Raw genomic sequence first — 22048 nt, 5'->3', positions numbered from 1 at the left:
CGATCAGGGTAGATGAGGCCGTTCCGGATGAGTGGTGGAGGCTCAGGCGAGCCCGCCACGCCGCCGCCTCCATACGACTAGGGTGGGCGACCGTGCGTCTCGTCATCGCCCGCTGCAGCGTCGACTATGTCGGCAAGCTCACCGCCCATCTCCCCATGGCCCCGCGGCTCGTTCTCATCAAGGCCGACAAGTCGGTCTCGATCCATGCCGACGACCGGGCGTTCAAGCCACTCAACTGGATGAACCCGCCCTGCACTCTCAAAGAGGAAGAGGGCAAGTGGACGGTCACCCACGCGAAGTCCGGTGAGCAGCTGATCCTCACGATCGAGGAGATCCTGCACGACTCCAGCCACGAGCTCGGCATCGATCCCGGCCTGCAGAAGGACGGCGTCGAGGCGCACCTGCAGGAGCTGCTCGCCGAGCACATCACGACCCTCGGCGCGGGCTGGAAGCTGATCCGCCGTGAGTACCCCACCGCGATCGGCCCGGTCGACATCCTCTGCCGCGACGACGCGAGCACGACGGTCGCCATCGAGATCAAGCGCCGCGGCGAGATCGACGGCGTCGAGCAGCTGACCCGATACCTGGAGCTGCTCAACCGTGACCCGCTCCTCGCCCCGGTGAAGGGCATCTTCGCGGCGCAGGAGATCAAGCCGCAGGCGCGGGTGCTGGCCGCGGACCGCGGCATCGGCTGCGTGACGCTGGACTACGACGCCCTGCGCGGCATCGAGCGCGACGGCACCCTCTTCTGAGCCGGAGATAACCCGTCAAGAACTGACAGGTATCTCCACCAGGGTGAAGGTCGCCACCTGCGGGGTCGTCGTCTCCCGGTCTCTCACGCGGGTGGCGGGTCTCAGCGTTTGCCGCGCTGGGCTTCGGAGAGGGCCTGGGTCAGGCGGTCGCCGCCGCCCAGCCGTGCCATGCGGGCCGCCAGTACCGGGGCCACGCCGGCGAACCTGGCGCCCAGGCGGAAGGTCAGGGGTGCGACGTCGACCTCGGCCAGGTCGCGCTCGATCGCGCGGCTCACGGCGTGTGCGACGTCGCCGGGGGTGTGGGTGCCGAGGCCGCGCGGGAGGGTGATGTCCGTCTCGGCGAACATGCCCGCGTCGCGGATGAAGCCCGGATAGATCGTGGAGACGCCGACGCCATGGGGCCGCAGGTCCTCGCGGAGCGCCAGGGAGAACCCGCGCAGCCCGAACTTCGTCGCGTTGTACAGCGACGTCCCACCGGCCGCCATCTTGCCGCCAACCGACGACACGAACACCAGGTGCCCGCGGCGGCGGGAGACCATCTCCTCCGCCGCCAGCCGGGCCAGCACGACCGGGGCGCGGAGGTTCACGTCCAAAGCCCGGTCGACCGCCTCCAGGGTGTACTCGGTGAGCGGGCCGCTGGCGGGCAGCCCCGCGCCGGCCACGAGGATGTCCACCGGGCCGGCCTCGTCCATCAGCGCGGCCGCGGCGTCGCGGTCGGTCAGGTCGGCGATGATCGCCCGGCCGCCCAGCTCGGCGGTGAGGGGTCCGAGCACGTCCGCGCGCCTGCCGGTCAGCACCACTGACGCGCCCCGGCCGGCCAGCTCCCGTGCGATCGCCTGGCCGAGCCCGCCCGTCGCACCGGTGACCAGAGCGGTCATCTGGGCGATCTTCATGGCGGCATCGTGTCACGTCGAGCGCCGCCCGAACATGCTTCGCACGGCACCAGAACGCCGAGTCGTCCGGGTGGAACGGGGACGTACCCTCTGATCCGGCGTCTCGCGTTCACGCACCGTGCAACAGAAGGCAACATCTGTCTCATGTGCCGCCCCCTCGTCGTACCGATAACCTGCGAGGCATGCCGCAGGTCTCCGAGATCCGGGAACGGATCGTGAACGCCGCCGAGGGGTGCTTCGCCCGGTACGGCGTCGGCAAGACCACGGTCGAGGACATCGCGGCGGCGGCGGGGCTGTCCCGCGCCACCGTCTACCGCAGCTTCGCCGGCGGGCGGGACGAGGTGATCCTTGCCGTCGTCCAGCGCGACCTACGGCGCTTCCTCGACCGCCTGGCCGGACGGCTGAGACGCGAACGTTCCGTCCCCGACGCCATCGTCGAGGGCGTGGTCGACGCGGTCGCCTTCGTACGAGGAGAGCCCCAGGTCGCCGCGCTGCTCACGCCCGACGCCGCCGGGCACACCCAGGCCGCCGTCGTCGGCGGCGCCAGGAGCCTGCTGGACCTGTGCGCCGACTACGTACGCCCTCACTTCGGCGCCGCCCAGCGTGACGGGGCCCTTCGGCCGGACATCACCGTCGAGGGCGCCGTCGAGTTCCTTTTCCGGATCATCTCCTCGATGATCGTCATGCCTCGCGAGGACGAACCCCGCGAGTTCCTCCGCACCTACGTCGTCCCCGCCCTGGCAGAGAGCAACTGATGAGCAACGTCACCGCCCTGCGGTCCTCCGTGCGGCCCAGCCCGATCTTCCTGTTCGTCCTCGGTATCTTCGCCCTGTCCGGACTGGCCGTCTGGCGGTACGGCACGGATGTCGGGCACGGCGCCCGGTTCCTGCTGTTCGTCTTCGTGGTCACCGGCTGGATCGTGTCGCTGTGCCTGCATGAGTTCGGGCACGCGTTCTTCGCCTACCGCTCCGGCGACCGCAGCATGGCCGCCAAGGGATACCTGACCCTCAACCCGCTGAAGTACACGGACGTGGCGCTGAGCTTCCTGCTGCCCGTGCTGTTCCTGCTGCTCGGTGGCATCGGACTGCCCGGCGGCGCGGTCTACATCGACCGCGGCGCGATCCGCGGCCGGCTCCGCCACAGCCTGATCTCGGCGGCCGGTCCCCTGGCCAACCTCGTCTTCGCGATCGTGCTCGGCGTCATCCTCTCGAACCTCGCCACGAGCCTGGACCACGCGCTGTTCTGGAGCGGCATGGCGTTCCTGGCCTTCCTCCAGGTGACCGCGGCGGTGCTCAACCTCCTGCCGGTGCCGGGCCTGGACGGCTTCGGCATCGTCGAGCCGTACCTGCCGCGCCACTGGGTCGCGCAGGCCAACAGGGTCGGTGGTTACGCCTTCATGGCGCTGCTCGCGCTGCTGTGGATCCCGCCGGTCAACCGCCAGTTCTTCTCGATCATCTACCACCTGACCGACCTGTTCGGGATCAACTCCGACCTCACCACGGTCGGGCACGCCCTGTTCCAGTTCTGGCAGAGCGTGAACCTCGGCTGAGGTACGGCGCCGTGTCCACCGTTCGGTGGACACGGAAAGGACCGGACCGCCGATCGCGTGAGGCGCCCGCCGCCACGACGCTGGCGGTATGGACGAAACGGCAGTGCGCGTACGCGGTCTGCGCAAGCGATACGGCGATCTCGACGCGGTGAACGGCGTCGACCTGGACATCCCGCGCGGTGAGGTGTTCGCCCTACTCGGGCCGAACGGCGCCGGCAAGAGCACGACGGTAGAGATCCTCGAGGGGCACCGGCGGCGTACGGGCGGTGAGGTGTCGGTCCTCGACCTGGACCCCGGCCGGCCCACCCGTGGCTGGCGGGCCCGCATCGGCATCGTGCCGCAGACCTCGAACGAACAGCCTCAGCTGAGCGTACGGGAGATGGTGCGCCACTTCGCCGGCTACTACCCCGCGCCGCGCGACCCCGACGAGGTGATCGAGGCGGTCGGGCTGACCGGCAAGGCCGATGCGCGGCTGTCGGTACTGTCCGGGGGCCAGCGTCGCCGGGTGGACGTCGCGCTGGGCATCGTGGGCGATCCCGAGCTGCTCTTCCTGGACGAGCCGACGACCGGCTTCGACCCGGACGCGCGCCGGCGGTTCTGGCAGCTGATCAAGGGCCTGGCCGGCGGCGGCACGACGATCCTGCTGACCACCCACTACCTGGACGAGGCCGAGGCCCTCGCGGACCGGGTCGGTGTCATCGCCGGCGGACGGCTCGTCGAGGTCGCCCCGCCCGGCGACCTCGGTGGCCGTGCCACCGCCAAGGCGCGGGTGCGCTGGACGGGCCCCGAAGGCCCGCAGTCGCTCGAGACGGACTCCCCCACCCAGGTCGTGGCCGAGCTGGGCCACCGGTTCGACGGCGAGGTGCCCGGCCTGACCGTCACGCGGCCCACGCTCGAGGACACCTACCTTTCGATGATCGGAGCAGGCCGATGACCGCTCTCGCGATGCCCTCCACGCTGAGGGTCGGGCTCTCACGCGGCGCGCTGGAGCTGAAGGGCTTCGTCCGTGAGAAGGAGGCGATGGTCTTCACGTTCGCGATGCCGGTCCTGCTCATGGTGGTCTTCGGCACGATCTTCAAGGGCCGGGTCGACGGCACGAACGTGGACTTCCGGCAGTACTTCGCCGCCGGCATCATCGCGAGCGGCATCGCGTCGACCACGTTCATCAGCCTCGGCGTCGGCATCGCGCAGGAGCGCGACGACGGAACGCTCAAGCGGCTCTACGGCACCCCGATGCCGCCGGCGGCGTACTTCATCGGCAAGACGATCTCGGCGCTGGTGCTGTCGGTGACGGAGACGGTGATCCTGTTCGTGCTCGGCGGCGTGATGTTCGGCCTGCGGCCCCCGAGCACGCTCGAGCGCTGGTCCACCCTGATCTGGGTCTTCGCCGCGGGCGTGACCGTCTGCACCCTGCTCGGCATCGCGGTCAGCAGTGTGCCCCGCTCGGGACGGGGCGCCGCCGCCGTGCTCAACCTGCCCTACCTCGTGCTGCAGTTCATCTCCGGGGTGTACTTCACCTTCAGCGGCCTGCCATCGGGCATCCAGCAGGTCGGCGCGGTGTTCCCGCTCAAGTGGATCTGCCAGGGCCTGCGATCGGCGCTGCTGCCGGACACCCTGCTCCCCGCCGAGCCCGCCCACTCTTGGGAGCACGGCCGGATCGCCCTGGTGCTGGCGGCCTGGGGTATAGCAGGCTTCGTCCTGTGCCTGACCACATTCCGCTGGAAACGGCGCGGCGACGGATGAACGGCGAAGACGCGTGGGAGCTGGGCGTCGGCCGGTGGGAGATCTACTTCGGTCTGGTCCTGATCTGCACGGTCATCTATGTACTGGCCGGGGACGGCTCGTGGCCCAAGGGGGCGGTCGCGGCCGTCCTACTGGCCGCCATGGTGCCGTGGTACGCCGCGTTCGGCCGGCGCGCCATCGGCGCGGACCGCCAGGGTGCCACCGCCCTGGTCTACGTCGCCGGGCTGGTCGCCCTGTCCGCCGGCGCGGCGGCAGCGACGCCGGAGAGCGCACTCGTGCTGTTCGCGCTCTGCCCGCAGTGCTACATGATGCTCAACTGGCGGACGGCGATCGTCGCGGTGGTCCTGCTCAACATCGTGCCGGCCGCGCGTTTCCTGGTCGGCTCGACCGGCGCCGGCGCCATCGTGTCGTTCGCGCTCTGGACCGTCGTGGTCATCACGTTCTCGGCGTTCTTCGGGCTCTGGGTCGAACGCATCATCAACCAGAGCATCGAGCGGCGTGAGCTCATCCGGCAGCTCGAGGCGACGCGTGCCGAGCTGGCCACGGTCAGCCGGGAGGCCGGGGTGATGGCCGAGCGCGAACGCATGGCCGCCGAGATCCATGACACCCTCGCGCAGGGCTTCACCAGCATCCTCATGCTGCTGCAGGCGGCCGAGCCGCGCCTGGCCGACGATCCCGGCGGGGCGCGGCGGCAGATCGGCCTGGCCGTCCGTACCGCACGCGAGAACCTCGCCGAGGCCCGTGCCCTCGTCAGCGCCGTACCGCCCGCCGCGCTGGGCGAGGCGTCCCTGGACGAGGCCGTACGGCGGCTCGCGGACCGGCTGGGGGAAGAACTGGACGTCGACACCGAATGCGTCGTCTCCGGTGAGCCGCGACGACTGGACGCCCGGTCCGAGGTGGTCCTGCTACGGGCGGCCCAGGAAGGGCTGGCGAACGTCCGCAAGCACGCAAAGGCCGACGCTGTCGCCATCACGCTCGACTACGGCGCCGCCGCGGTACGCCTGGAGGTGCGCGACGACGGCACCGGCTTCGACCCCGAGACCGCCAGCGGCTTCGGCCTACGCGGCATGCGTGAGCGCGCCGCCCAGGTCGACGGCACGCTCGACGTGCGCAGCGTGCCCGGCGTGGGGACCTCGATCACGGTGGAGGTGCCGGCGAGTTGATCAAGGTACTGCTGGTGGACGACCATCCGGTCGTACGCGAAGGGCTGCGCGGCATGCTCGCGGCCGAGGAGGACCTCACGGTCGTGGCCGAGGCCGGCGGCGCCGCCGAGGCGGTGGCCGCCGTACGCGCCCACGAGCCCGACGTCGTCCTCATGGACCTGCGCATGCCGGGCGGCGACGGCGTCGAGGCGACCGCGCGCGTGCTGGCCCAGCGCCCGGCGGCCCGGGTGGTGGTGCTGACGACGTACGAGACCGACGCCGACATCCTGCGCGCCGTGGAGGCGGGCGCCGCGGGCTACCTGCTCAAGGACGCGTCGCGCGCCGAGCTCGCCCAGGCGATCCGCGCCGCGGCGCGCGGTGAGACGGTGCTGGCCCCTTCGGTCGCGGCCAAGCTGGTGTCGCGGATGCGCTCGCCGGTGGAGCTGTCACGGCGCGAGATCGAGGTGCTCCGCCTGGTCGCCCGCGGTCATACCAACGCCGAGATCGGGCGGGAGCTGCTGATCAGTGAGGCGACGGTCAAGACGCATCTGCTGCGGACGTTCGGCAAGCTGGACGTTTCGGACCGTACGGCCGCGGTGACGGCGGCTCTGGAGCGAGGCATCCTGCCCGCCCCGGGCCGGTAGACGGCCGGATGCACAGACCCCCGGGCGCTGCGCCGAACCGTCCTCGACCGCGCGGCCCAGCGGACCGGGTGAAGTACCCGCTGCCCCGCCGGTCGGGCAGTCGCTCAGCGATCAGCGATTCTGGGTGCCCGGCCGAGCCGGACCAGCGCCAGCGCGGCGGCGACTGCCAGCACGGCCGGGCCGGTGGTGTTGGTGACGCGATCGCCGCCGGATGATCATCACCGCCACGCCGGCCGGCGCCGAGCTGCTGCACGAGGCAACCCGCCGCGCCGTTGAGCTGGAGCGCGAACTCCCCCGATGACCCAGGACCCGCCTCACCCGCACGGACCTCGAAACACCGACTGGCCTGGACCAACCCCACTGCGCCGGATCGCACCGGAACGAACAGGAACGTCCAGGCCGGGACAGGTCCGGTTGCGGTAATTTACGAAGTACCAGAATGTCCTTCTAGTGGGTGGTGGCGATGACGGCGACCATGGATGCCGAGACCACGGAGAGTTTCCGGTCTCTCAACCCGGCGACCGGCGAGCTCGTCGGCGAGCATCCGGTCCACGGTGAGGAGGCGGTGAACGCCGCGATCGAACGCGCACGTGCCGCGTCCGTGTGGTGGGCCGGCCTGGGGTGGAAAGAGCGGCGGATCCGGCTGCTCAACATCAAGGGCGCCCTCACGCGCTCGCTCAACCGGGTCGCCAGCCTGATCCACCAGGAGACCGGCAAACCCATCGAGGACGCCCAGCTCGAAGTCATCCTGGCCGTCACGCACCTCGACTGGGCCGCGCGTAAGGCCGAAAAGGTCCTCGGCCCGCGCGGCGTCTTCCCCGGCATGCTCGCGATCAACCAGAAGTGCGTGCTGGAGTATCAGCCGCTCGGCGTCGTCGGTGTCATCGGCCCGTGGAACTACCCGCTCTTCACGCCGGTGGGGTCGATCGCGTACGCGCTGGCGGCGGGCAACGCGGTGGTGTTCAAGCCCTCGGAGTACACCCCGGGCGTGGCCCTGCTGCTCGCCGAGATCGTCGCCGGAGTCGTGCCCGAGCAGCCGGTGCTGCAGGTCGTCACCGGCCTGGGCGAGACCGGCGCCGCGCTCACCCGCGGAGCCGTCGACAAGATCGCCTTCACCGGGTCGACCCCGACGGCGCGCAAGGTCATGGCCGCCTGCGCCGAGCGTCTCACCCCGATCGTGGCCGAGTGCGGCGGCAAGGACGCCTTCATCGTGGACGCGGACGCCGACGTGGACAGTGCCGCCGAGGCCGCTCTCTGGGGCGCCATGTCCAACGCGGGCCAGACCTGTATCGGCGTCGAGCGCGTCTACGTCGTCGACAGTGTCTATGAGACGTTCGTCGACCGGCTCGCCGAGCAGGCGAGCGCGCTGCGGCCCGGCGAGGACCGCGGCGCCTCGTACGGCCCGATCACCATGCCCAGCCAGCTCGGCGTGATCAAACGCCACATCGACGAGGCCGTGGCCCAGGGCGGCAAGGCGATCGTGGGCGGCTCCGCGTCGGTGAAGGAGCCCTACGTCGAGCCGGTCATCCTGCTCGACGTGCCGGACGACTCCTCCGCCGTACGCGAGGAGACGTTCGGCCCGACCATCACCGTGCACCGGGTGAAGAGCGTGGACGAGGCGATCGCCCGCGCCAACGCGACGGAGTACGGCCTGGCCGGGACGGTGTTCTCGAACAGCAAGTCGGCGGCGATGAGCGCCGCGCGCCGGCTGCGCGGCGGCATGACCTCGATCAACGCGGTGGTTGCCTTCGCGGCCGTGCCGGCGCTGCCCTTCGGCGGGGTCGGCGACTCCGGCTTCGGGCGCATCCACGGCGCCGACGGCCTGCGGGAGTTCGCCCGTGCGAAGGCCATCACGCGCCAGCGGTTCTCGTCGGTGAACCTCTCGTCCTTCAAGCGGACGGACAAGGACATGGCCAGGGCCCTGCAGCTCGTCAACCTCCTGCACGCCAAGCGCTACAAGTGAGCACGGAGTGAGCACGGCCGCCGGGCCCGTACGCCCGGCGGCCCGCCTCAGCCACCGCTCACGAACGGGACCACGGCGGGGTGGGACCGGCGTTCGCCGATGGCGATCTCGAGCCGGTCGAGCCGCCGCAGCGACCGCGGCGGGGCGATGCGCGTGTGGGCGATGGCGGCGGCGAAGAAGACGAAGCCGGGGAGCCCGGTCCCGACACGGTCACTGATCACGCTGGTCAGGTCGGCGACGCCGAGCAGGGCGATCGACCATGGGCCGTACCTCGCCTGCCACCGCAGGACGCGGCGCTTCCGCGTGATCATCGCGAGGACGGCCTGGTCCAGTACGGGGTCGGCGGGGGCCTCGCCGGAGCGGTAGGCCCGCGCCATGGCGATCCGCTCCGTCCGGCTCCATCCGTGGCGGAACCGCCGGTCCGCGAGGCCCGCGGCGACCAGGGCGGCCGCGACCAGCCCGACCACGAGACCGCCGGACAGATCCGCGGCCGTACTCACCTCGGGCGCGGCCAGCCTCAGCAAGGCGCCGAACCCTGCCGTCGTGATGACGAGACAGCACAGCGCGACGGCCCACAGCGGCAGTGTGGCCGGGCTTCTCACCGGCACGGACTCCGCATCTTGCGACATAGCGGAGCAACGCTACTAGAGCAGAGCGATTCCTTTTCCGGCGACGACGGTCTTCATAGGCGACGGACACGGCCGAAAGAGGACACATGCCAAGCAAGCAGTCACAAACGGTGAAAGAGCTCTACCGGGGCTGGACGCGAGCCATGATCGAGTCGCGGGAGCCCGACATCGATGGCTGGGGTGACCTGACCGCCGAACCGCGTGGAGTCGACTATCTGGAGACCGACGCGGGCGGCGTTCCCGCGATGTGGGCGGTGCCCAAAGGATGCGCCGAGGACCGTGTGCTGCTCTGCCTGCACGGCGGGGGGTTCATGAGCGGATCGATGTACACGCATCGCAAGCTCTACGCCCACCTCGCCAAGGCGGCCGGCGTACGTGCGCTGATCCTGGAGTACCGCCTCGCACCCGGGCACCTCCATCCCGCCCAGGTCGACGACGCCACGGACGCGTACGCCTGGCTTCTGGGCCAGGGCGTCGGCGCTCGTCACATCGCGTTCGCCGGGGACTCCGCCGGTGGCGGTCTGGCCATCACCACGATGCTGCGCGCCCGCGAGCGGGGCCTGCCGCTGCCGGCCGCGTCGATGCCGCTCTCCCCCTGGGTGGACATGGAGGTCCTCGGCGGGTCGTACGAGTCGAACCGTGACAAGGACGCCTTCTTCTACCGGGAGGTCGTGCAGGCGCTGGCGGACCTGTTCCTCGGGACGGACGGCGATCCGCGGGATCCCCTGGCCAACCCGCTCCACGCCGACCTCACCGGGCTACCGCCGGTCTACATCCAGGCGGGCGGCGACGAGACACTGGTGGATGACGCCCACCTGCTGGAGGAGCACGCGCGTAAGGCGGGCATGGAAGTGCGGCTCGACGTCTTCCCCGGCCAGCAGCACAGCTTCCAGATGACCGCCGGGCGCGCGCCCGAGGCGGACGAGGCGATCCGCTCACTGGCGGCGTGGGTGCGCCCGAGACTCGGTCTCTGACCGGCCCGCCCGGACGCGAGAAGGAGTGACGATGCCACCGAGCCCAGGGGCCGGACCGGAGAGCGCGGAGTTCGCCCGGCTCGCCGAACCGTTCCGGCGTGAACTGCTGGCGCACTGCTACCGCATGCTCGGCTCGCTGGACGAGGCCGAGGACCTCGTCCAGGAGACCTACCTGCGGGCGTGGCGTTCGTACGGCGGGTTCGAGGGACGGTCGTCGCTGCGGGTCTGGCTCTACCGGATCGCGACCAACGTCTGCCTGACCGCGATGGAACACCGCGGCAGGCGGCCGCTGCCGTCCGGGCTCGGCGGCCCGGGTGAGGACCCGGACGGGGCGCCGGTCGCGGCGGGCCCCGGGGTCACCTGGCTCCAGCCGATCCCGGACGCGCTCGTGACGCCGGACTCCGCGGATCCCGCGGCGATCGTCGCCCTGCGGGAAAGCCTCCGGCTCGCCCTCGTCGCCAGCCTGCAGTACCTGCCCGCGCGGCAGCGGGCCGTGCTCATCCTGCGGGAGGTGCTGGCATTCCGTGCGGCCGAGGTCGCAACGATGCTGGACACCACGACGGCCGCGGTCAAGAGCACGCTGCAGCGGGCGCGCGCCCGGCTCGACGAGGTGGGCGCGGCCGGCGTCGAGCAGGCCGGCGAACCCGGCGATCCGCGGGCCCGCGCTCTGCTCGAGGCCTACATCGCCGCCTTCGAGAACGCCGACGTGGCGGCTCTGGAGCGGGTGCTGCGCGAGGACGCGACCCTGGAGATGGTGCCGTCTCGTACATGGTTCGACGGCCGCCGCGACTGCATGCGTTACGTCACCCGGTTCCTCGGCACTCCCGGGGACTGGCGGATGGTCCCGGTCGTCGCGAACGGCCAGCCCGCGGCGGCGGCCTTCCTTCGTGGCGAGGACGGGACCCACCGGGCGTTCGGGCTCGCCGTGCTCACCACGACCTACGCCGGGATCGCCCGCATCACGGTGTTCGGCGATCCTGGCCTGGCCGCGAGGTTCGGCCTCGGCAGGTCCTCCCCACCACCGCGGATCGGGGGCCGGGACCACTTCAGGACGGTGTGACGCGTGCCGGTTCCGCGAGTGGGTAGGTGACGCCGGTCTGCCGTTCGGACTCCTGCCACAGACGGCGCCCTGCCGCCATGTCGTGGGAGCGTGCGGTGGACCGGACGCGGGTGGGATACCCGGTGAACTGGGCACGGCCCGGCGGGCCGTAGTAGTCGCCGCCGCGCGCCTCCGGGTCGACCGCGGCGCGCACCGTGGCCAGGGCCGCTTTCTGCGGACTCTGCATCAGCCACCAGGTGAGCATCCGGAATTGCGGACGCATCATGACCCGGACCGGGAGCGGCATCTCCCGGCCGAACTCCGTGCGCGCGTTGCCGGGATGGGCGGCCACCGCGATGGCCGGCACGCCGGCCGCGGCCAGCCGCCGGTGGAGTTCGTAGGTGAACATGAGGTTCGCGAGCTTGGACTGGAAGTACGCGTGCGCGTACCGGTATCCGCGGGTGAAGTGCAGGTCGTCGAAGGCGACGGTGCCCCGCCGGTGCCCGATGCTGGCGACCGTGACGACCCGCGCCCCTGGTACGGCCAGGAGCCGGTCCAGGACCAGGCCGGTGAACGCGAACGGGCCGAGGTGGTTGGTGGCGAAGGTCAGCTCGAAGCCGTCCTCGGTGACCGCGTACCGCCGCCTGACTCCGCCGGCGTTGTTGACGAGCAGGTCGATCCGTGGGTGGTCGGCGCGGAGCCGTTCGGCGGCACGCCGGACCGAAGCCAGTGACGACAGGTCGAGCCGCAGTGTGCGCACCGTCGAGTCCGGCGCCAGTGCGGTGATGCGGGCCGCGGCGTCCGCCGCCTTGACCGTGTCGCGGCAGGCCAGGATCACGGTGGCGCCGCGTTCGGCGAGCAGCCTGGCCGTCTCGAAGCCGAGCCCCGTGTTCGCGCCCGTGATCACGGCCGTGCGTCCTCGCTGGTCAGGAATGTCGGCAGCCGTCCAGCGCCGCCTCGTGCTCAGTACCATCTGACATCTCCGGTGCACGGGGTAGAATCGGGACAGCCGTCCCGGTTCTGGGAAATATACGGGACGGCCGTCCCGCTTGTCGACCCCGAGAGGAGACGCGGCCCCGCGATGGACGATCCCGCCGCGAGCGATGCCGACGGCCGCAAACCCGGCAGGGCACTACGCGCCGACGCCCGGCGCAACCGCGCCCAGGTGCTCCAGGTGGCGGCCGAGGTCTTCGCGGCCGAAGGGCTGTCCGTGCCGGTGCACGAGATCGCGCGCCGCGCCGGCGTGGGCACCGGTACCGTCAGCCGGCACTTCCCCACGAAGGAGGAGCTGTTCGCGGCGGTCCTGCTCGACCGCATGAGGCAGCTCACCGAACAGGCGGACGAGGTCGCCGGCACCCATGACGCCGCGACCGCGTTCTTCACCTTCTTCGCCACACTGGTCCACGAGGGTGCGGCCCACCGGGGACTCGCCGAGGCCCTGGCCGGCGCCGGCTACGACGTGGAGACCGCCGCCGTTCGCGCCGGCTGCGACGTCTCGGGCCGGCTGCGCACCATGCTCGTCCGTGCACAGGAAGCGGGAGCGATACGGGCCGACATCACGTACCCGGACGTGAAGGCCCTGATGGCGGGCTGTCTGGCGCGCGAGGCCGACGACCCGCACGGCACCGCGCTGAGCCGGCTCGTCACGGTGGTGTCCGAAGGGCTCCGTACCCGGCCGAGCCGAGCGGGGAGCGAGGCGGCCGCCGGGCCCCTAAGGCCGTCTGGGACGGACTAAGGCGCCCTAAGGAGGCCTGAGGCGGCATCGGCCGAAGAGATAGTGCATCGTCCCAATGTGGGGGCACCCGGCTTAGCGCGAATCTTGGTATTGCGAGGCCGGATCGACCGGTTCGCAGCAGGAGGAGCCGGACATGCATCCCGACATCATCAGGGCCATCATGAACGAGCACGTACGCGAGCTGAACGCCGACGTCGAGGCCGGGCGCCGGACGCGGAAGAGCCGCGCGCGGTGAACCCGCGTCGGCCCGCTCAGCCGAATCCCGCCCACGCCGGAACCCCCCGGCCGGGCGGGATTCTTCGTCTGTGCCCGGCCGGCGGTGTCGCCCGTGCGTTTCGCGGCGGCTGTCGGACATCACTGGCGAGGCGGAGGGCGTTCATCCAGATCTACGGCTGGTCGGCGGCAGGGAGCAGGCCGTCGGTGGAAGCCGGGTCCGCGGAAGGCAGCAGCGGGCCGCCCGCGATCAGGTCGGCGGCGCGTTCGGCGATCGCGATGGTCGGGGCGTTGGTGTTGCCGCGGGGCACGGCCGGCATGACCGAGGCGTCCACGACACGCAACCCGTCCACGCCGCGTACGCGCAACTCCGGGTCGCACACCGACTCGTCGCCGCCGCCCATCGCACACGTGCTCGTCGGGTGGTACAGCGTCACGACCTCGTGACGGATCCAGTCGGTCACGTCGATGCCCTCGCCGGGAGCCGCCTCGCCGCCGCTGATCCGCGCGAACGGGCGGTTCGCCGCGATCTCCCTGGCCTGGCCGACGCCCGCGAGGAGCACCTCCAGGTCGGCCCGCTCACTGAGGTACGCCGGGTCGATCAGCGGCTTCCAGCGCGGGTCGGCCGACCGCAGGGTGATGCTGCCGCGGCTCGCCACCGAGACCACCGTGGCGAAGACGGAGATCATCCGCTCGGCGACGTCGACCAGGCCCTGGCCGACGTACGGGGTGCCGAGCACGTGGTACTGCAGGTCGGGTGCCGGCAGCCCCGGTGTGGTCCGGACGAACCCCCCGGCCTCGGCCACGTTGGAGGCGTACGGTCCGCGGCCCAGCGTCTGCCAGAGCATGAGGTTGCGCAGGTTGGCGACCTCCCAGACCGACTTGGTCCCGGGCGTGTGCCACCGGACCGGCACGATCGGGTGGTCCTGGAGCCCGGTGCCGACCGAGGGCAGGTCCGCGACGACGTCGATGCCCAGCGAGCGCAGGTGGTCCGCGGGGCCGAGCCCGGACAGCATGAGCAGCTGCGGTGAGTTGACCGCCCCGCCGCACAGGATGACCTCGCGCTGGGCGAGCGCCTCCTCCTCGCGGCCACCGGTCACGTAGCGGACGCCGGTCGCCCGGCCGTTCTCCACCAGGACCTTCGTGGTGAGCGCGTCGGTCTGCACGGTGAGGTTGGGGCGGTCCAGGACCGGCCGGAGGTAGGCGTCCGCCGTCGACCAGCGCCGTCCGCGCCGCTGGGTGACCTGGTAGTAGCCGACGCCGTCCTGCTCGGCGCCGTTGAAGTCGTTGTTGGCGGGCAGGCCGAAGGCCTTCGCCGACTCGACCCACGAGCGGGTCAGCGGGTGCTTGTAGCGCAGGTCCTCCACACGCAGCGGCCCGCCGACGCCGTGGAACTCCGACTCGCCCCGTTGCTGGTCCTCCGCACGCCGGAAGTAGGGCAACAGGTCGGCATAGCCCCAGCCTTTGCAGCCGTAGTCGTCCCGCCAGGTGTCATAGTCGTGCCGATGACCACGGATGTAGATCATCGCGTTGGTGGACGAGCTCCCACCGAGCGTGCGGCCGCGCGGCCAGTAGACGCCGCGCCCCTGCGCGTTCTCCTGGGGCGTCGTCGTGTAGTCCCAGTCGTAGGGGCCCTTGAAGAGCGTCTGCAGGCCTGCCGGGATACGGATCTCGGGCGCGTCGTCGGCCGGGCCCGCCTCCAGCAGGAGTACGCGGGCACCGGAGTCGGCGCTGAGCCGCGCGGCGAGCACACAGCCCGCACTACCGGCACCCACGATGACGTAGTCGTACACGGCCGCCTCCGGAGCTTGGGGAACCTCGGCGAAACACTATCGATTACGGGCGTTCTGGGGCAGTCCACCGAACCGTGTTCTAGCCAACACTGCCGAACTCGACAACTAGTCGGTTACAACGGCTGGCGGCGGGATGCCAGAGATGTCAATCTCTGGGCATTACCTCCGCTTTACCTGTTGAGAAAGGGCGCTCGTGCGCAAACTCGCCATCGCTACCCTCATGGGCCTGGCCGCCGCCTCGATCACGACGGCGGTTCCGGCGGACGCGGCCGCGCATCCGCGGCTCGACAAGCTGGTCAAGCTCAAAGACATCCGTAGACACCAGCAGGACCTCCAGACGATCGCCACCTACAACGGCGGCACCCGCGCCGCGGGTGAGCCCGGCTTCGAGATCTCGACCAAGTACGTCGTCAAGGAGCTGACCAAGGCCGGCTACAAGCCGACGGTGCAGGACTTCCCCTTCGACTACTTCAAGGAGAAGACGCCCGCGGTCTTCGACCAGCCCGGTGGCCCCGTCTACACGTACGGCACCGACTACGACACGCTCGACTTCTCCGGCTCGGGCGACGTCACCGCGACGGCCGAGGCGATCGACACGGCCGGTGCCGGAGTGGGCAGCGGCTGCGAGGCCGAGGACTTCACCGGGTTCACCAAGGGCGACATCGCGCTGGTCAAGCGGGGTGGCTGCAACTTCTCCGTCAAGGTCACGAACGCGGTGACCGCAGGCGCCACCGCCATCGCGATCTACAACGACGGGGCGGCACCCGACCGGATGGGTCCGGTCGCGGGCACGGCCAGCCAGCCCTTCCAGATCCCGATCATCGGCCCGACCTTCCAGCTCGGCACCGACCTGGCCAAGGCCGCCGCGTCGGGCACGCTGAAGCTGCACATCAAGACCGACACGATCAACGAGAGGCGCACCGCGCACAACGTGATCGCCGACACCGCGCGCGGCCGCGCCGACAACGTGGTCGTCATGGGCGCCCACCTCGACAGCGTGGTCAAGGGCCCGGGCATCAACGACAACGGCAGCGGCACGGCCACGGCCCTCACCGTCGCCGAGCAGATCGCCAAGCTCGGCGGGGACATCAAGAACAAGGTCCGGTTCGCCTTCTGGGGCGCCGAGGAGGAGGGCCTGCTCGGCTCGACCTACTACGTCACCCACCTGAGCGCCGACCAGAAGGCCACCATCGCGCTGAACCTCAACTTCGACATGCTGGGCTCGCCCAACGGCCGCCGTGGCGTCTACGACGGCGACGACTCCGAGGGCGCGGGCACCAACCCGCCCGCGGGCTCCGGCGCGATCGAGAAGGTCTTCCTGGACTACTACGGCGGACGTTCGCTGCAGACCTCCCCGAGCACGTTCGACGGGCGCTCGGACTACGGACCGTTCATCGACAACGGCATCCCGGCCGGCGGCCTGGACTCCGGCGCCGAGGGCCTGAAGACGCCCGAGGAGGCCGCGATCTACGGCGGCGAGGCCGGCAAGGCGTACGACGGCTGCTACCACCAGGCCTGCGACACCTACGACAACAACAACTCCACCATTCTCGACCAGCTGTCCGACGGTGCCGCGCACGCCGTCCAGGTGTTCGCCAAGAGCACCCTGCCGGTCAACGGTGACCGGATCGCCGCGCGCAAGGCGGTCACGCACACCGTGCTCCGCGCCCCCGCGGGCGTCGACGTCCGCTGAGTGCGGGACGGGTCCCCGGCCGCGCCCGTACGGGGCGGCCGGGGGCCCGTCGCGATATCGCGGTTCCCGGCACGCCCCCGAGGTCCGCCGGGCACCGCTTGTGAGGCCGTCCCGCGCAAGCGGAACGGCTGTCACCTGGGAAGACGCCGCAGACGGCGTCCAGCGTTGCCTGTGCCGGCGAATCCATGCCATGGACGCGTGAGCCCGCCGGGCCCTCGTGGCTAGGGTTGGTGTCATGCCCAAGAACCGCGATGACCAGCCGGTCGTGCTCTCGAAGATCTACACCCGTACCGGCGACGACGGCACGACCAACCTCGGCGACATGAGCCGTACCTCCAAGAACGACCCGAGGCTCGTGGCGTACGCGGACGTCGACGAGGCCAACAGCGCCATCGGCGTGGCGATCACGCTGGGCGGCCTGCCGGAGGAGGTCGCCACGCTCCTCCAGCGCGTGCAGAACGAGCTGTTCGACGTGGGCGCGGACCTGTGCACGCCCGTCGTCGAGGCGCCGGAGTTCCCTCCGCTGCGGGTCACCGAGGAGTACGTCGACAGGCTGGAGGCGGCCTGCGACACGCACAACGCCGGGCTGCCGACGCTGCGCAGCTTCATCCTTCCCGGCGGTACCGCGGGCGCGGCGCTGCTCCACGTGGCCCGTACGGTCGTACGCCGGGCCGAGCGCGGGACCTGGGCGGCCCTCGACGCGCATGATGACATCAACCCGCTCACCGCGCGCTACCTCAACCGCCTGTCCGACCTGCTGTTCATCCTCGGCCGGGTGGCCAACGCCGACCACGGCGACGTGCTGTGGAAGCCGGGCGGCGAACGCTGAGGCTCGGGGCCGGTGACGCGCCGGCTCTCCGTGCTTCGCCCGTCGCGGTCAGGCCCCTCCGTTGACGTGAAGCGAACTGCCGGCGATCCACTGGGCACGGTCGGACAGCAGGAACGCGATCGCCTCGGCGGCGTCACGGGCGTCGCCGCCACGGCCGATCGGAACCGCGGCGTACGCCTGCTCCGCCGTTCCGCCCATGGCCCCCGCCATCGGCGCCAGCACCTCGCTGCCCCCGGGCGTGAGGACCATGCCGAGGACGACGGTGTTGACCCGGATGCCGGACGGCGTCAGCTGGGTTGCAAGGCCCTTGGACCAGCTCTCCAGCGCCGCCTTGGCCGCGCCGTAGTGCAGGACGGGCGCGGGCGGATCGGTGCTGACACCCGACGAGACGTTGACGATGGCCGCCCGTTCGCTCTTCCGCAGGGCCGGCAGGGCGGCTGAGGTCACCCGTACGGCCGACAGGAAGTTGATCGCGAGGGAGTCCTCCCACTCCTCGTCCGGAATGCCCGCGAGGTGCGCGCGGGCCGCGCCCGCGTTGTTCACCAGGAGGTCAAGGCCGCCGAGGGCGTCGAGCGCTCCGTCCACGAGACGGCGGGCCCCGTCGGCGCCGCGGATGTCGGCACTGATGAAGGTGGAGTCCTTCGGGGTGTCCTCGGTGCGGTTGCGGGCGCTGGTGACGACGGTCGCCCCGCCGTCGATGAGGTGCCGGGCCACGGCCGCGCCGATCCCGCGCGACCCTCCGGTGACCAGGGCGCGCCGCCCCGCGAACTCGCCTGGAACCGGGGTTGTCGGGACGAATGCCTGTGCGACGGACATGAAGATGCTCCTCCGAGGGTGCTCGGTCGAGGTGGAAGCGCCGGTGCACCGGAGTTCCGCGGACGAGCGGAGCTCCCAACAGAGCGGCCACTTTGTTGAAGGCTAAATTATCATACTGAGAGTCCGACCAAATTAGATGGTCTCACCGCCGCGCCCCGGCACGGTGGCTCACCAGCCCCGGTCCGGAGAGGCGCGGCGAGACGGCCGGTAGGCTCGGCGCGCGACGAGCGCGCACACCACGTGGTCGGCGGCGACCACGGAGCGGACCAGGAGCGAGGACATGAGTGCGAGGCCGCCGGCCAAAGGGACCTACCGCTCGGGCATCCGGGCCCAGCAGGCCGAGGCGACCCGGCGCGCCGTCCTCACCGCGGCATCCGATCTCTTCGCCGCACGCGGATACGCCGGCACGTCGATCGACGCCATCGCCGAGGCCGCGGGGGTCAGCCGGTCGACCGTCTTCACCGCGGCCGGAGCGAAGCCCTGGCTGCTCAAGACCGCCTACGACCAGGCCCTGATCGGCGACGACCGCCGCGTCCCCCTCGCCGACCGGCCCGAGTCGCGGGACATGCAGGCCCTGGACGACGGCGCCGACATCATCGCCGCCTACGCCGACATCCTCGCCCGCATCGTGGCAGGGGTGTCGGCCCTGTACGAGGTGGTCCGCACCGCCGCCGACACCGACACCGACGTCGCCGCCCTGTGGGCCGACATCGGACGCCAACGGCGCGAGGGCGCGCGGCGGGTCGTCGCCCTCCTAGTCGCCGCCGGCGCCCTCACCCCCCGGCTCACCCCGGAGCGGGCCGCCGACGTGATCACCGTCTACAACGACCCCGGCCTGCACCGTCACCTCGTCGGTGATCGCGACTGGACGTACGAGGACTTCCGCGACTGGCTCGCCCGGACCCTCCACCACGAACTGCTCACCTGACGGCGGTCCCGTGCAGGTCCGCGAACCCACCTTCGCGAGGTCGGCCCAGCGGCACCATGACCACAGCGAACGCCTTCTGGCCGGGCGGGCGCGGCCGGCCTTCTCGATCACCCTGCAGTTCGAGGCGGGGGGCAGCCGATCAGCGGCGCGCCCGGACCGATCAGCGAGCCGACCCTGCCGGGCTTCGCCGGCCGCGGGCAGAACAGCTTCTACGAGTACGGCGCCCGCGAGGGGGTGCCCCGCCTCTTGGACCAGGATCGCGAAGAACGTCCAGGCCATCGAGGAGGCCACCGGTACCCGGCCCTCGCCCATCCCGAGACCGCCGCGTGGGTGGAACGCGATCCCGCCCCTGTCAGCGGCCTGCCCGGGACCAGCACCTGAGAACGTCTCAGTTGAGCGAGGACCCCGGCGGGGAGGACTCCAGCCAGGCGAGGAACCCCGTCAGCGCCGCGCCGCTCATCGCCAGCTCGACGGTGTGCCCGTCGTCCTGGACCTCGACGATGCCGGTGTCCGGGTGCAGGGCCGCCTCCTCGGCGGCCTCCGGCTGGCGACGGCCGGCAACGACAAGGCCCCGGCGGTGGACGACCCGCCGGGGCCTGAAACGAAAACCGAAGATCGCGAACCAGAGCAGCTCGTCACCGTTGTAGCGGCCGATGCCGAGGCGCCATACGCCACGGCCGTCCGGCTCACGCAGGCTGCACTCGACCGTGCCGCCACGGCGTTCGAGCAGCCAGCGCCGGAGCGACAGCATGGCGAACACGGCGACGACCGCCAGCAGGACAGCGGCAAGGACCCCGCCTACGTTCAGTGCCAGGTACCCGCCCACTCCCCCCTGCTCCCCCCGGAGATCGGTGAAGATCAGACTTCTTCGCCGGCGGCTCTCAGTCGTGCCCGCGCGCGGCGCTGGGCCGCGGCGGCCTCGTCGCCTTCGGACGCCGAGACGCGTTCGTACTCCTCGCGGGCGGCGCGAACATCGATCTCACCGCCCAGCTCGGCGTACTCGGCGAGCACCGACACCTCGTTGGAGGCGACCGAGAAGAATCCGCCGGAGACCATGGCCGCGACGACGTCGCCGCCATCGGCCGGCTTGATGCGCACGACACTACCGTCCACCATCACGCCGAGGACCGGCGCATGGCCGGGCAGGATGCCCAACTCACCGTCAATGGTCTTGGCGACGACCATATCGGCTTCGCCGGCCCAGATCTCACGCTCGGGTGAGACCAGCTCGACGTGCAGCTTCGCCACTTGGCTCTCCTCTTAGTTTCCGGCCGGGCTACTTCTGCAGTTCCGAGGCCTTCTTCTCGGCCTGCTCGATGCCGCCGACCATGAAGAACGCCTGTTCCGGAAGGTGGTCGTACTTGCCCTCGGTGATCGCCTTGAAGGAGGAGATCGTCTCGCTGAGCGGGACGTTCTCGCCCACCTGGCCGGTGAACGCCTCGGCCATGTACATCGGGTGGGACAGGAAGCGCTCGATACGCCGCGCCCGCTCCACCGTGACCTTGTCCTCTTCGGCGAGCTCGTCGATGCCGAGCAGGGAGATGATGTCCTGCAGCTCCTTGTAGCGCTGGAGGATCCGCTTCACTTCCTGGGCGACGTCGTAGTGCTCCTTGCCGAGGATGACCGGGTCCATGATCCGCGACGTCGAGTCGAGCGGGTCCACCGCGGGGTAGATGCCCTTCTCCGTGATCGCACGCGAGAGCACCGTGGTGGCGTCGAGGTGGGCGAAGGTCGTGTGCGGCGCGGGGTCGGTGATGTCGTCCGCGGGCACGTAGATCGCCTGCATCGAGGTGATCGAGTGACCACGGGTCGAGGTGATCCGCTCCTGCAGCTCGCCCATCTCATCCGCCAGGGTCGGCTGGTAACCCACGGCGGACGGCATGCGGCCGAGCAGCGTGGAGACCTCCGAACCCGCCTGGGTGAACCGGAAGATGTTGTCGATGAACAGCAGGACGTCCTGGTTCTGGACGTCACGGAAGTACTCCGCCATGGTCAGTGCGGACAGCGCAACCCGCAGACGGGTGCCCGGCGGCTCGTCCATCTGGCCGAAGACGAGGGCGGTGTCCTTGAGGACGTCCGCCTCCTTCATCTCCAGCAGAAGGTCGGTGCCCTCACGGGTACGCTCACCGACGCCCGCGAACACCGAGGTGCCACGGTGGTTACGCGCGACACGGGTGATCATCTCCTGGATGAGCACCGTCTTGCCGACGCCCGCGCCACCGAACAGGCCGATCTTGCCACCCTTGACGTACGGGGTGAGCAGGTCGATGACCTTGATGCCGGTCTCGAGGATCTCGGTCTTGCTCTCCAGCTGGTCGAACGCCGGCGCGTGCCGGTGGATCGGCCAGCGCTCGGTGACCTCGAGCGAGGAGGTCGGCACGTCCAGGGACTCGCCGATCGTGTTGAACACGTGGCCCTTGACGCCGTCGCCGACCGGCACCGAGATCGACTCGCCGGTGTCGACCACCGGGGCGCCGCGGACGACACCGTCGGTCGGCTGCAGCGAGATGGCGCGGACCATGTTGTCGCCGATGTGCTGGGCGACCTCGAGGGTCAGCGTCCGCTCCCGCTCGCCGAGCGTGACGTCGATCTTCAGGGCGTTGTAGATCTCGGGCATCGTGTCGACGGAGAACTCGACGTCGATCACGGCGCCGGTGACACGGGCTACCCGGCCCGTCGCCGTGGCTGTCTCTTCTACCGAAGCAGTCATGGT

The 22048-nt window shown here is 70.9% G+C and carries 22 protein-coding genes; 14 read left to right on the top strand and 8 right to left on the bottom strand.

Going from position 1 to position 22048, the window contains the following annotated elements; translation table 11 throughout:
- Positions 1–92 precede the first annotated feature (92 nt).
- Positions 93–752: an endonuclease NucS gene (gene nucS / locus FB559_RS21180; protein WP_141957250.1), complete on the top strand. Its 660-nt coding sequence runs from the start codon at positions 93–95 to the stop codon at positions 750–752.
- Positions 753–853: 101 nt separating this feature from the next.
- On the opposite strand, the gene FB559_RS21175 is transcribed toward nucS, so the two are convergent.
- Positions 854–1645 (bottom strand): SDR family NAD(P)-dependent oxidoreductase, encoded by a 792-nt coding sequence (locus FB559_RS21175; protein WP_141957249.1) that lies wholly within the window; start codon positions 1643–1645, stop codon positions 854–856.
- 182 nt (positions 1646–1827) lie between these two features.
- On the opposite strand from FB559_RS21175, the gene FB559_RS21170 reads away from it, so the two are divergent.
- From FB559_RS21170 to FB559_RS21140, 7 genes are all read left to right on the top strand, one after another.
- Entirely contained in the window at positions 1828–2400 is a 573-nt protein-coding gene (locus FB559_RS21170; RefSeq protein WP_141957248.1) for a TetR/AcrR family transcriptional regulator, read from the top strand.
- Entirely contained in the window at positions 2400–3194 is a 795-nt protein-coding gene (locus FB559_RS21165) for a site-2 protease family protein (protein WP_141957247.1), read from the top strand. The genes FB559_RS21170 and FB559_RS21165 overlap by 1 nt, the downstream gene beginning before the upstream one ends.
- A gap of 88 nt (positions 3195–3282) precedes the next feature.
- Entirely contained in the window at positions 3283–4128 is an 846-nt protein-coding gene (locus tag FB559_RS21160) for an ABC transporter ATP-binding protein (protein WP_141957246.1), read from the top strand.
- On the top strand, positions 4125–4937 hold the full coding sequence (locus FB559_RS21155) for an ABC transporter permease (RefSeq protein ID WP_141957245.1): 813 nt from the start codon (positions 4125–4127) through the stop codon (positions 4935–4937). Before FB559_RS21160 ends, FB559_RS21155 begins: the two co-directional genes overlap by 4 nt.
- Complete coding sequence (locus FB559_RS21150; protein ID WP_221640109.1) at positions 4895–6100, top strand: sensor histidine kinase; 1206 nt, start codon at positions 4895–4897, stop codon at positions 6098–6100. The genes FB559_RS21155 and FB559_RS21150 overlap by 43 nt, the downstream gene beginning before the upstream one ends.
- The gene (locus tag FB559_RS21145; RefSeq protein ID WP_141957243.1) at positions 6097–6723 is read left to right on the top strand and encodes a response regulator; all 627 of its coding nucleotides are present in this window, start codon (positions 6097–6099) and stop codon (positions 6721–6723) included. Before FB559_RS21150 ends, FB559_RS21145 begins: the two co-directional genes overlap by 4 nt.
- Positions 6724–7186: 463 nt before the next feature.
- Positions 7187–8686 carry an aldehyde dehydrogenase family protein gene (locus tag FB559_RS21140; protein WP_141957242.1) on the top strand — a complete coding sequence of 500 codons (1500 nt, stop codon included), beginning with the start codon at positions 7187–7189 and terminating at the stop codon, positions 8684–8686.
- Positions 8687–8733: 47 nt separating this feature from the next.
- On the opposite strand, the gene FB559_RS21135 is transcribed toward FB559_RS21140, so the two are convergent.
- A complete protein-coding gene (locus FB559_RS21135; protein WP_141957241.1) occupies positions 8734–9315 on the bottom strand; it encodes a hypothetical protein in 582 nt (193 codons plus the stop codon).
- Positions 9316–9401: 86 nt separating this feature from the next.
- Here FB559_RS21135 and FB559_RS21130 point away from each other — a divergent pair, with 86 nt between their 5' ends.
- A complete protein-coding gene (locus FB559_RS21130; RefSeq protein WP_141957240.1) occupies positions 9402–10289 on the top strand; it encodes an alpha/beta hydrolase in 888 nt (295 codons plus the stop codon).
- A 31-nt stretch (positions 10290–10320) separates the two neighbouring features.
- A complete protein-coding gene (locus FB559_RS21125) occupies positions 10321–11349 on the top strand; it encodes a sigma-70 family RNA polymerase sigma factor (RefSeq protein WP_141957239.1) in 1029 nt (342 codons plus the stop codon).
- On the opposite strand, the gene FB559_RS21120 is transcribed toward FB559_RS21125, so the two are convergent.
- On the bottom strand, positions 11336–12301 hold the full coding sequence (locus FB559_RS21120) for an oxidoreductase (RefSeq protein WP_141957238.1): 966 nt from the start codon (positions 12299–12301) through the stop codon (positions 11336–11338). The genes FB559_RS21125 and FB559_RS21120 overlap by 14 nt on opposite strands.
- A 108-nt stretch (positions 12302–12409) precedes the next feature.
- Between FB559_RS21120 and FB559_RS21115 the strand changes: the two genes are divergently transcribed.
- Complete coding sequence (locus FB559_RS21115) at positions 12410–13063, top strand: TetR/AcrR family transcriptional regulator (RefSeq protein WP_141957237.1); 654 nt, start codon at positions 12410–12412, stop codon at positions 13061–13063.
- Positions 13064–13449: 386 nt separating this feature from the next.
- Here FB559_RS21115 and FB559_RS21110 read toward each other — a convergent pair whose 3' ends face one another.
- Positions 13450–15069, bottom strand: coding sequence for a GMC family oxidoreductase (locus FB559_RS21110; protein WP_141957236.1), 1620 nt, complete (start codon positions 15067–15069; stop codon positions 13450–13452).
- 193 nt (positions 15070–15262) lie between these two features.
- On the opposite strand from FB559_RS21110, the gene FB559_RS21105 reads away from it, so the two are divergent.
- Together FB559_RS21105 and FB559_RS21100 are read left to right on the top strand one after the other, a co-directional pair.
- Positions 15263–16762 (top strand): M20/M25/M40 family metallo-hydrolase, encoded by a 1500-nt coding sequence (locus FB559_RS21105; protein WP_141957235.1) that lies wholly within the window; start codon positions 15263–15265, stop codon positions 16760–16762.
- Between the two features lie 235 nt (positions 16763–16997).
- Positions 16998–17591 (top strand): cob(I)yrinic acid a,c-diamide adenosyltransferase, encoded by a 594-nt coding sequence (locus FB559_RS21100; RefSeq protein ID WP_141957234.1) that lies wholly within the window; start codon positions 16998–17000, stop codon positions 17589–17591.
- A gap of 48 nt (positions 17592–17639) precedes the next feature.
- Here the strand turns inward: FB559_RS21100 and FB559_RS21095 are convergent, their stop codons facing one another.
- Positions 17640–18407, bottom strand: a complete 768-nt coding sequence (locus FB559_RS21095; protein ID WP_141957233.1) for an oxidoreductase — start codon at positions 18405–18407, stop codon at positions 17640–17642.
- 280 nt (positions 18408–18687) lie between these two features.
- On the opposite strand from FB559_RS21095, the gene FB559_RS21090 reads away from it, so the two are divergent.
- Positions 18688–19335, top strand: coding sequence for a TetR/AcrR family transcriptional regulator (locus FB559_RS21090; RefSeq protein WP_141957232.1), 648 nt, complete (start codon positions 18688–18690; stop codon positions 19333–19335).
- A 388-nt stretch (positions 19336–19723) separates the two neighbouring features.
- Here the strand turns inward: FB559_RS21090 and FB559_RS21085 are convergent, their stop codons facing one another.
- From FB559_RS21085 to atpD, 3 genes are read right to left on the bottom strand one after another with little or no spacing between them, the layout of a single operon-like run.
- On the bottom strand, positions 19724–20161 hold the full coding sequence (locus tag FB559_RS21085) for a DUF2550 domain-containing protein (protein ID WP_141957231.1): 438 nt from the start codon (positions 20159–20161) through the stop codon (positions 19724–19726).
- Positions 20162–20193: 32 nt separating this feature from the next.
- A complete protein-coding gene (locus FB559_RS21080; RefSeq protein ID WP_141957230.1) occupies positions 20194–20583 on the bottom strand; it encodes a F0F1 ATP synthase subunit epsilon in 390 nt (129 codons plus the stop codon).
- Positions 20584–20611: 28 nt separating this feature from the next.
- Positions 20612–22045: a F0F1 ATP synthase subunit beta gene (gene atpD / locus FB559_RS21075; RefSeq protein ID WP_141957229.1), complete on the bottom strand. Its 1434-nt coding sequence runs from the start codon at positions 22043–22045 to the stop codon at positions 20612–20614.
- Between the last annotated feature and the right edge of the window lie 3 nt (positions 22046–22048).

Source organism: Actinoallomurus bryophytorum, from assembly GCF_006716425.1.
In the GTDB taxonomy this organism is placed as follows: domain Bacteria; phylum Actinomycetota; class Actinomycetes; order Streptosporangiales; family Streptosporangiaceae; genus Actinoallomurus; species Actinoallomurus bryophytorum.
The sequence above is the reverse complement of the archived record's forward strand: the minus strand, read 5'-3'. Positions and strand labels throughout refer to the sequence as shown.

Coding starts and splice junctions, on each gene's coding strand:
- FB559_RS21165 (WP_141957247.1), top strand. CDS start 2,400: ATGAGCAACGTCACCGCCCTGCGGTCCTCCGTGCGGCCCAGCCCGATC.
- FB559_RS21130 (WP_141957240.1), top strand. CDS start 9,402: ATGCCAAGCAAGCAGTCACAAACGGTGAAAGAGCTCTACCGGGGCTGG.
- FB559_RS21155 (WP_141957245.1), top strand. CDS start 4,125: ATGACCGCTCTCGCGATGCCCTCCACGCTGAGGGTCGGGCTCTCACGC.
- FB559_RS21115 (WP_141957237.1), top strand. CDS start 12,410: ATGGACGATCCCGCCGCGAGCGATGCCGACGGCCGCAAACCCGGCAGG.
- FB559_RS21125 (WP_141957239.1), top strand. CDS start 10,321: ATGCCACCGAGCCCAGGGGCCGGACCGGAGAGCGCGGAGTTCGCCCGG.
- FB559_RS21135 (WP_141957241.1), bottom strand. CDS start 9,315: ATGTCGCAAGATGCGGAGTCCGTGCCGGTGAGAAGCCCGGCCACACTG.
- atpD (WP_141957229.1), bottom strand. CDS start 22,045: ATGACTGCTTCGGTAGAAGAGACAGCCACGGCGACGGGCCGGGTAGCC.
- FB559_RS21160 (WP_141957246.1), top strand. CDS start 3,283: ATGGACGAAACGGCAGTGCGCGTACGCGGTCTGCGCAAGCGATACGGC.
- FB559_RS21100 (WP_141957234.1), top strand. CDS start 16,998: ATGCCCAAGAACCGCGATGACCAGCCGGTCGTGCTCTCGAAGATCTAC.
- FB559_RS21170 (WP_141957248.1), top strand. CDS start 1,828: ATGCCGCAGGTCTCCGAGATCCGGGAACGGATCGTGAACGCCGCCGAG.
- FB559_RS21140 (WP_141957242.1), top strand. CDS start 7,187: ATGACGGCGACCATGGATGCCGAGACCACGGAGAGTTTCCGGTCTCTC.
- FB559_RS21095 (WP_141957233.1), bottom strand. CDS start 18,407: ATGTCCGTCGCACAGGCATTCGTCCCGACAACCCCGGTTCCAGGCGAG.
- FB559_RS21175 (WP_141957249.1), bottom strand. CDS start 1,645: ATGAAGATCGCCCAGATGACCGCTCTGGTCACCGGTGCGACGGGCGGG.
- FB559_RS21120 (WP_141957238.1), bottom strand. CDS start 12,301: ATGGTACTGAGCACGAGGCGGCGCTGGACGGCTGCCGACATTCCTGAC.
- FB559_RS21090 (WP_141957232.1), top strand. CDS start 18,688: ATGAGTGCGAGGCCGCCGGCCAAAGGGACCTACCGCTCGGGCATCCGG.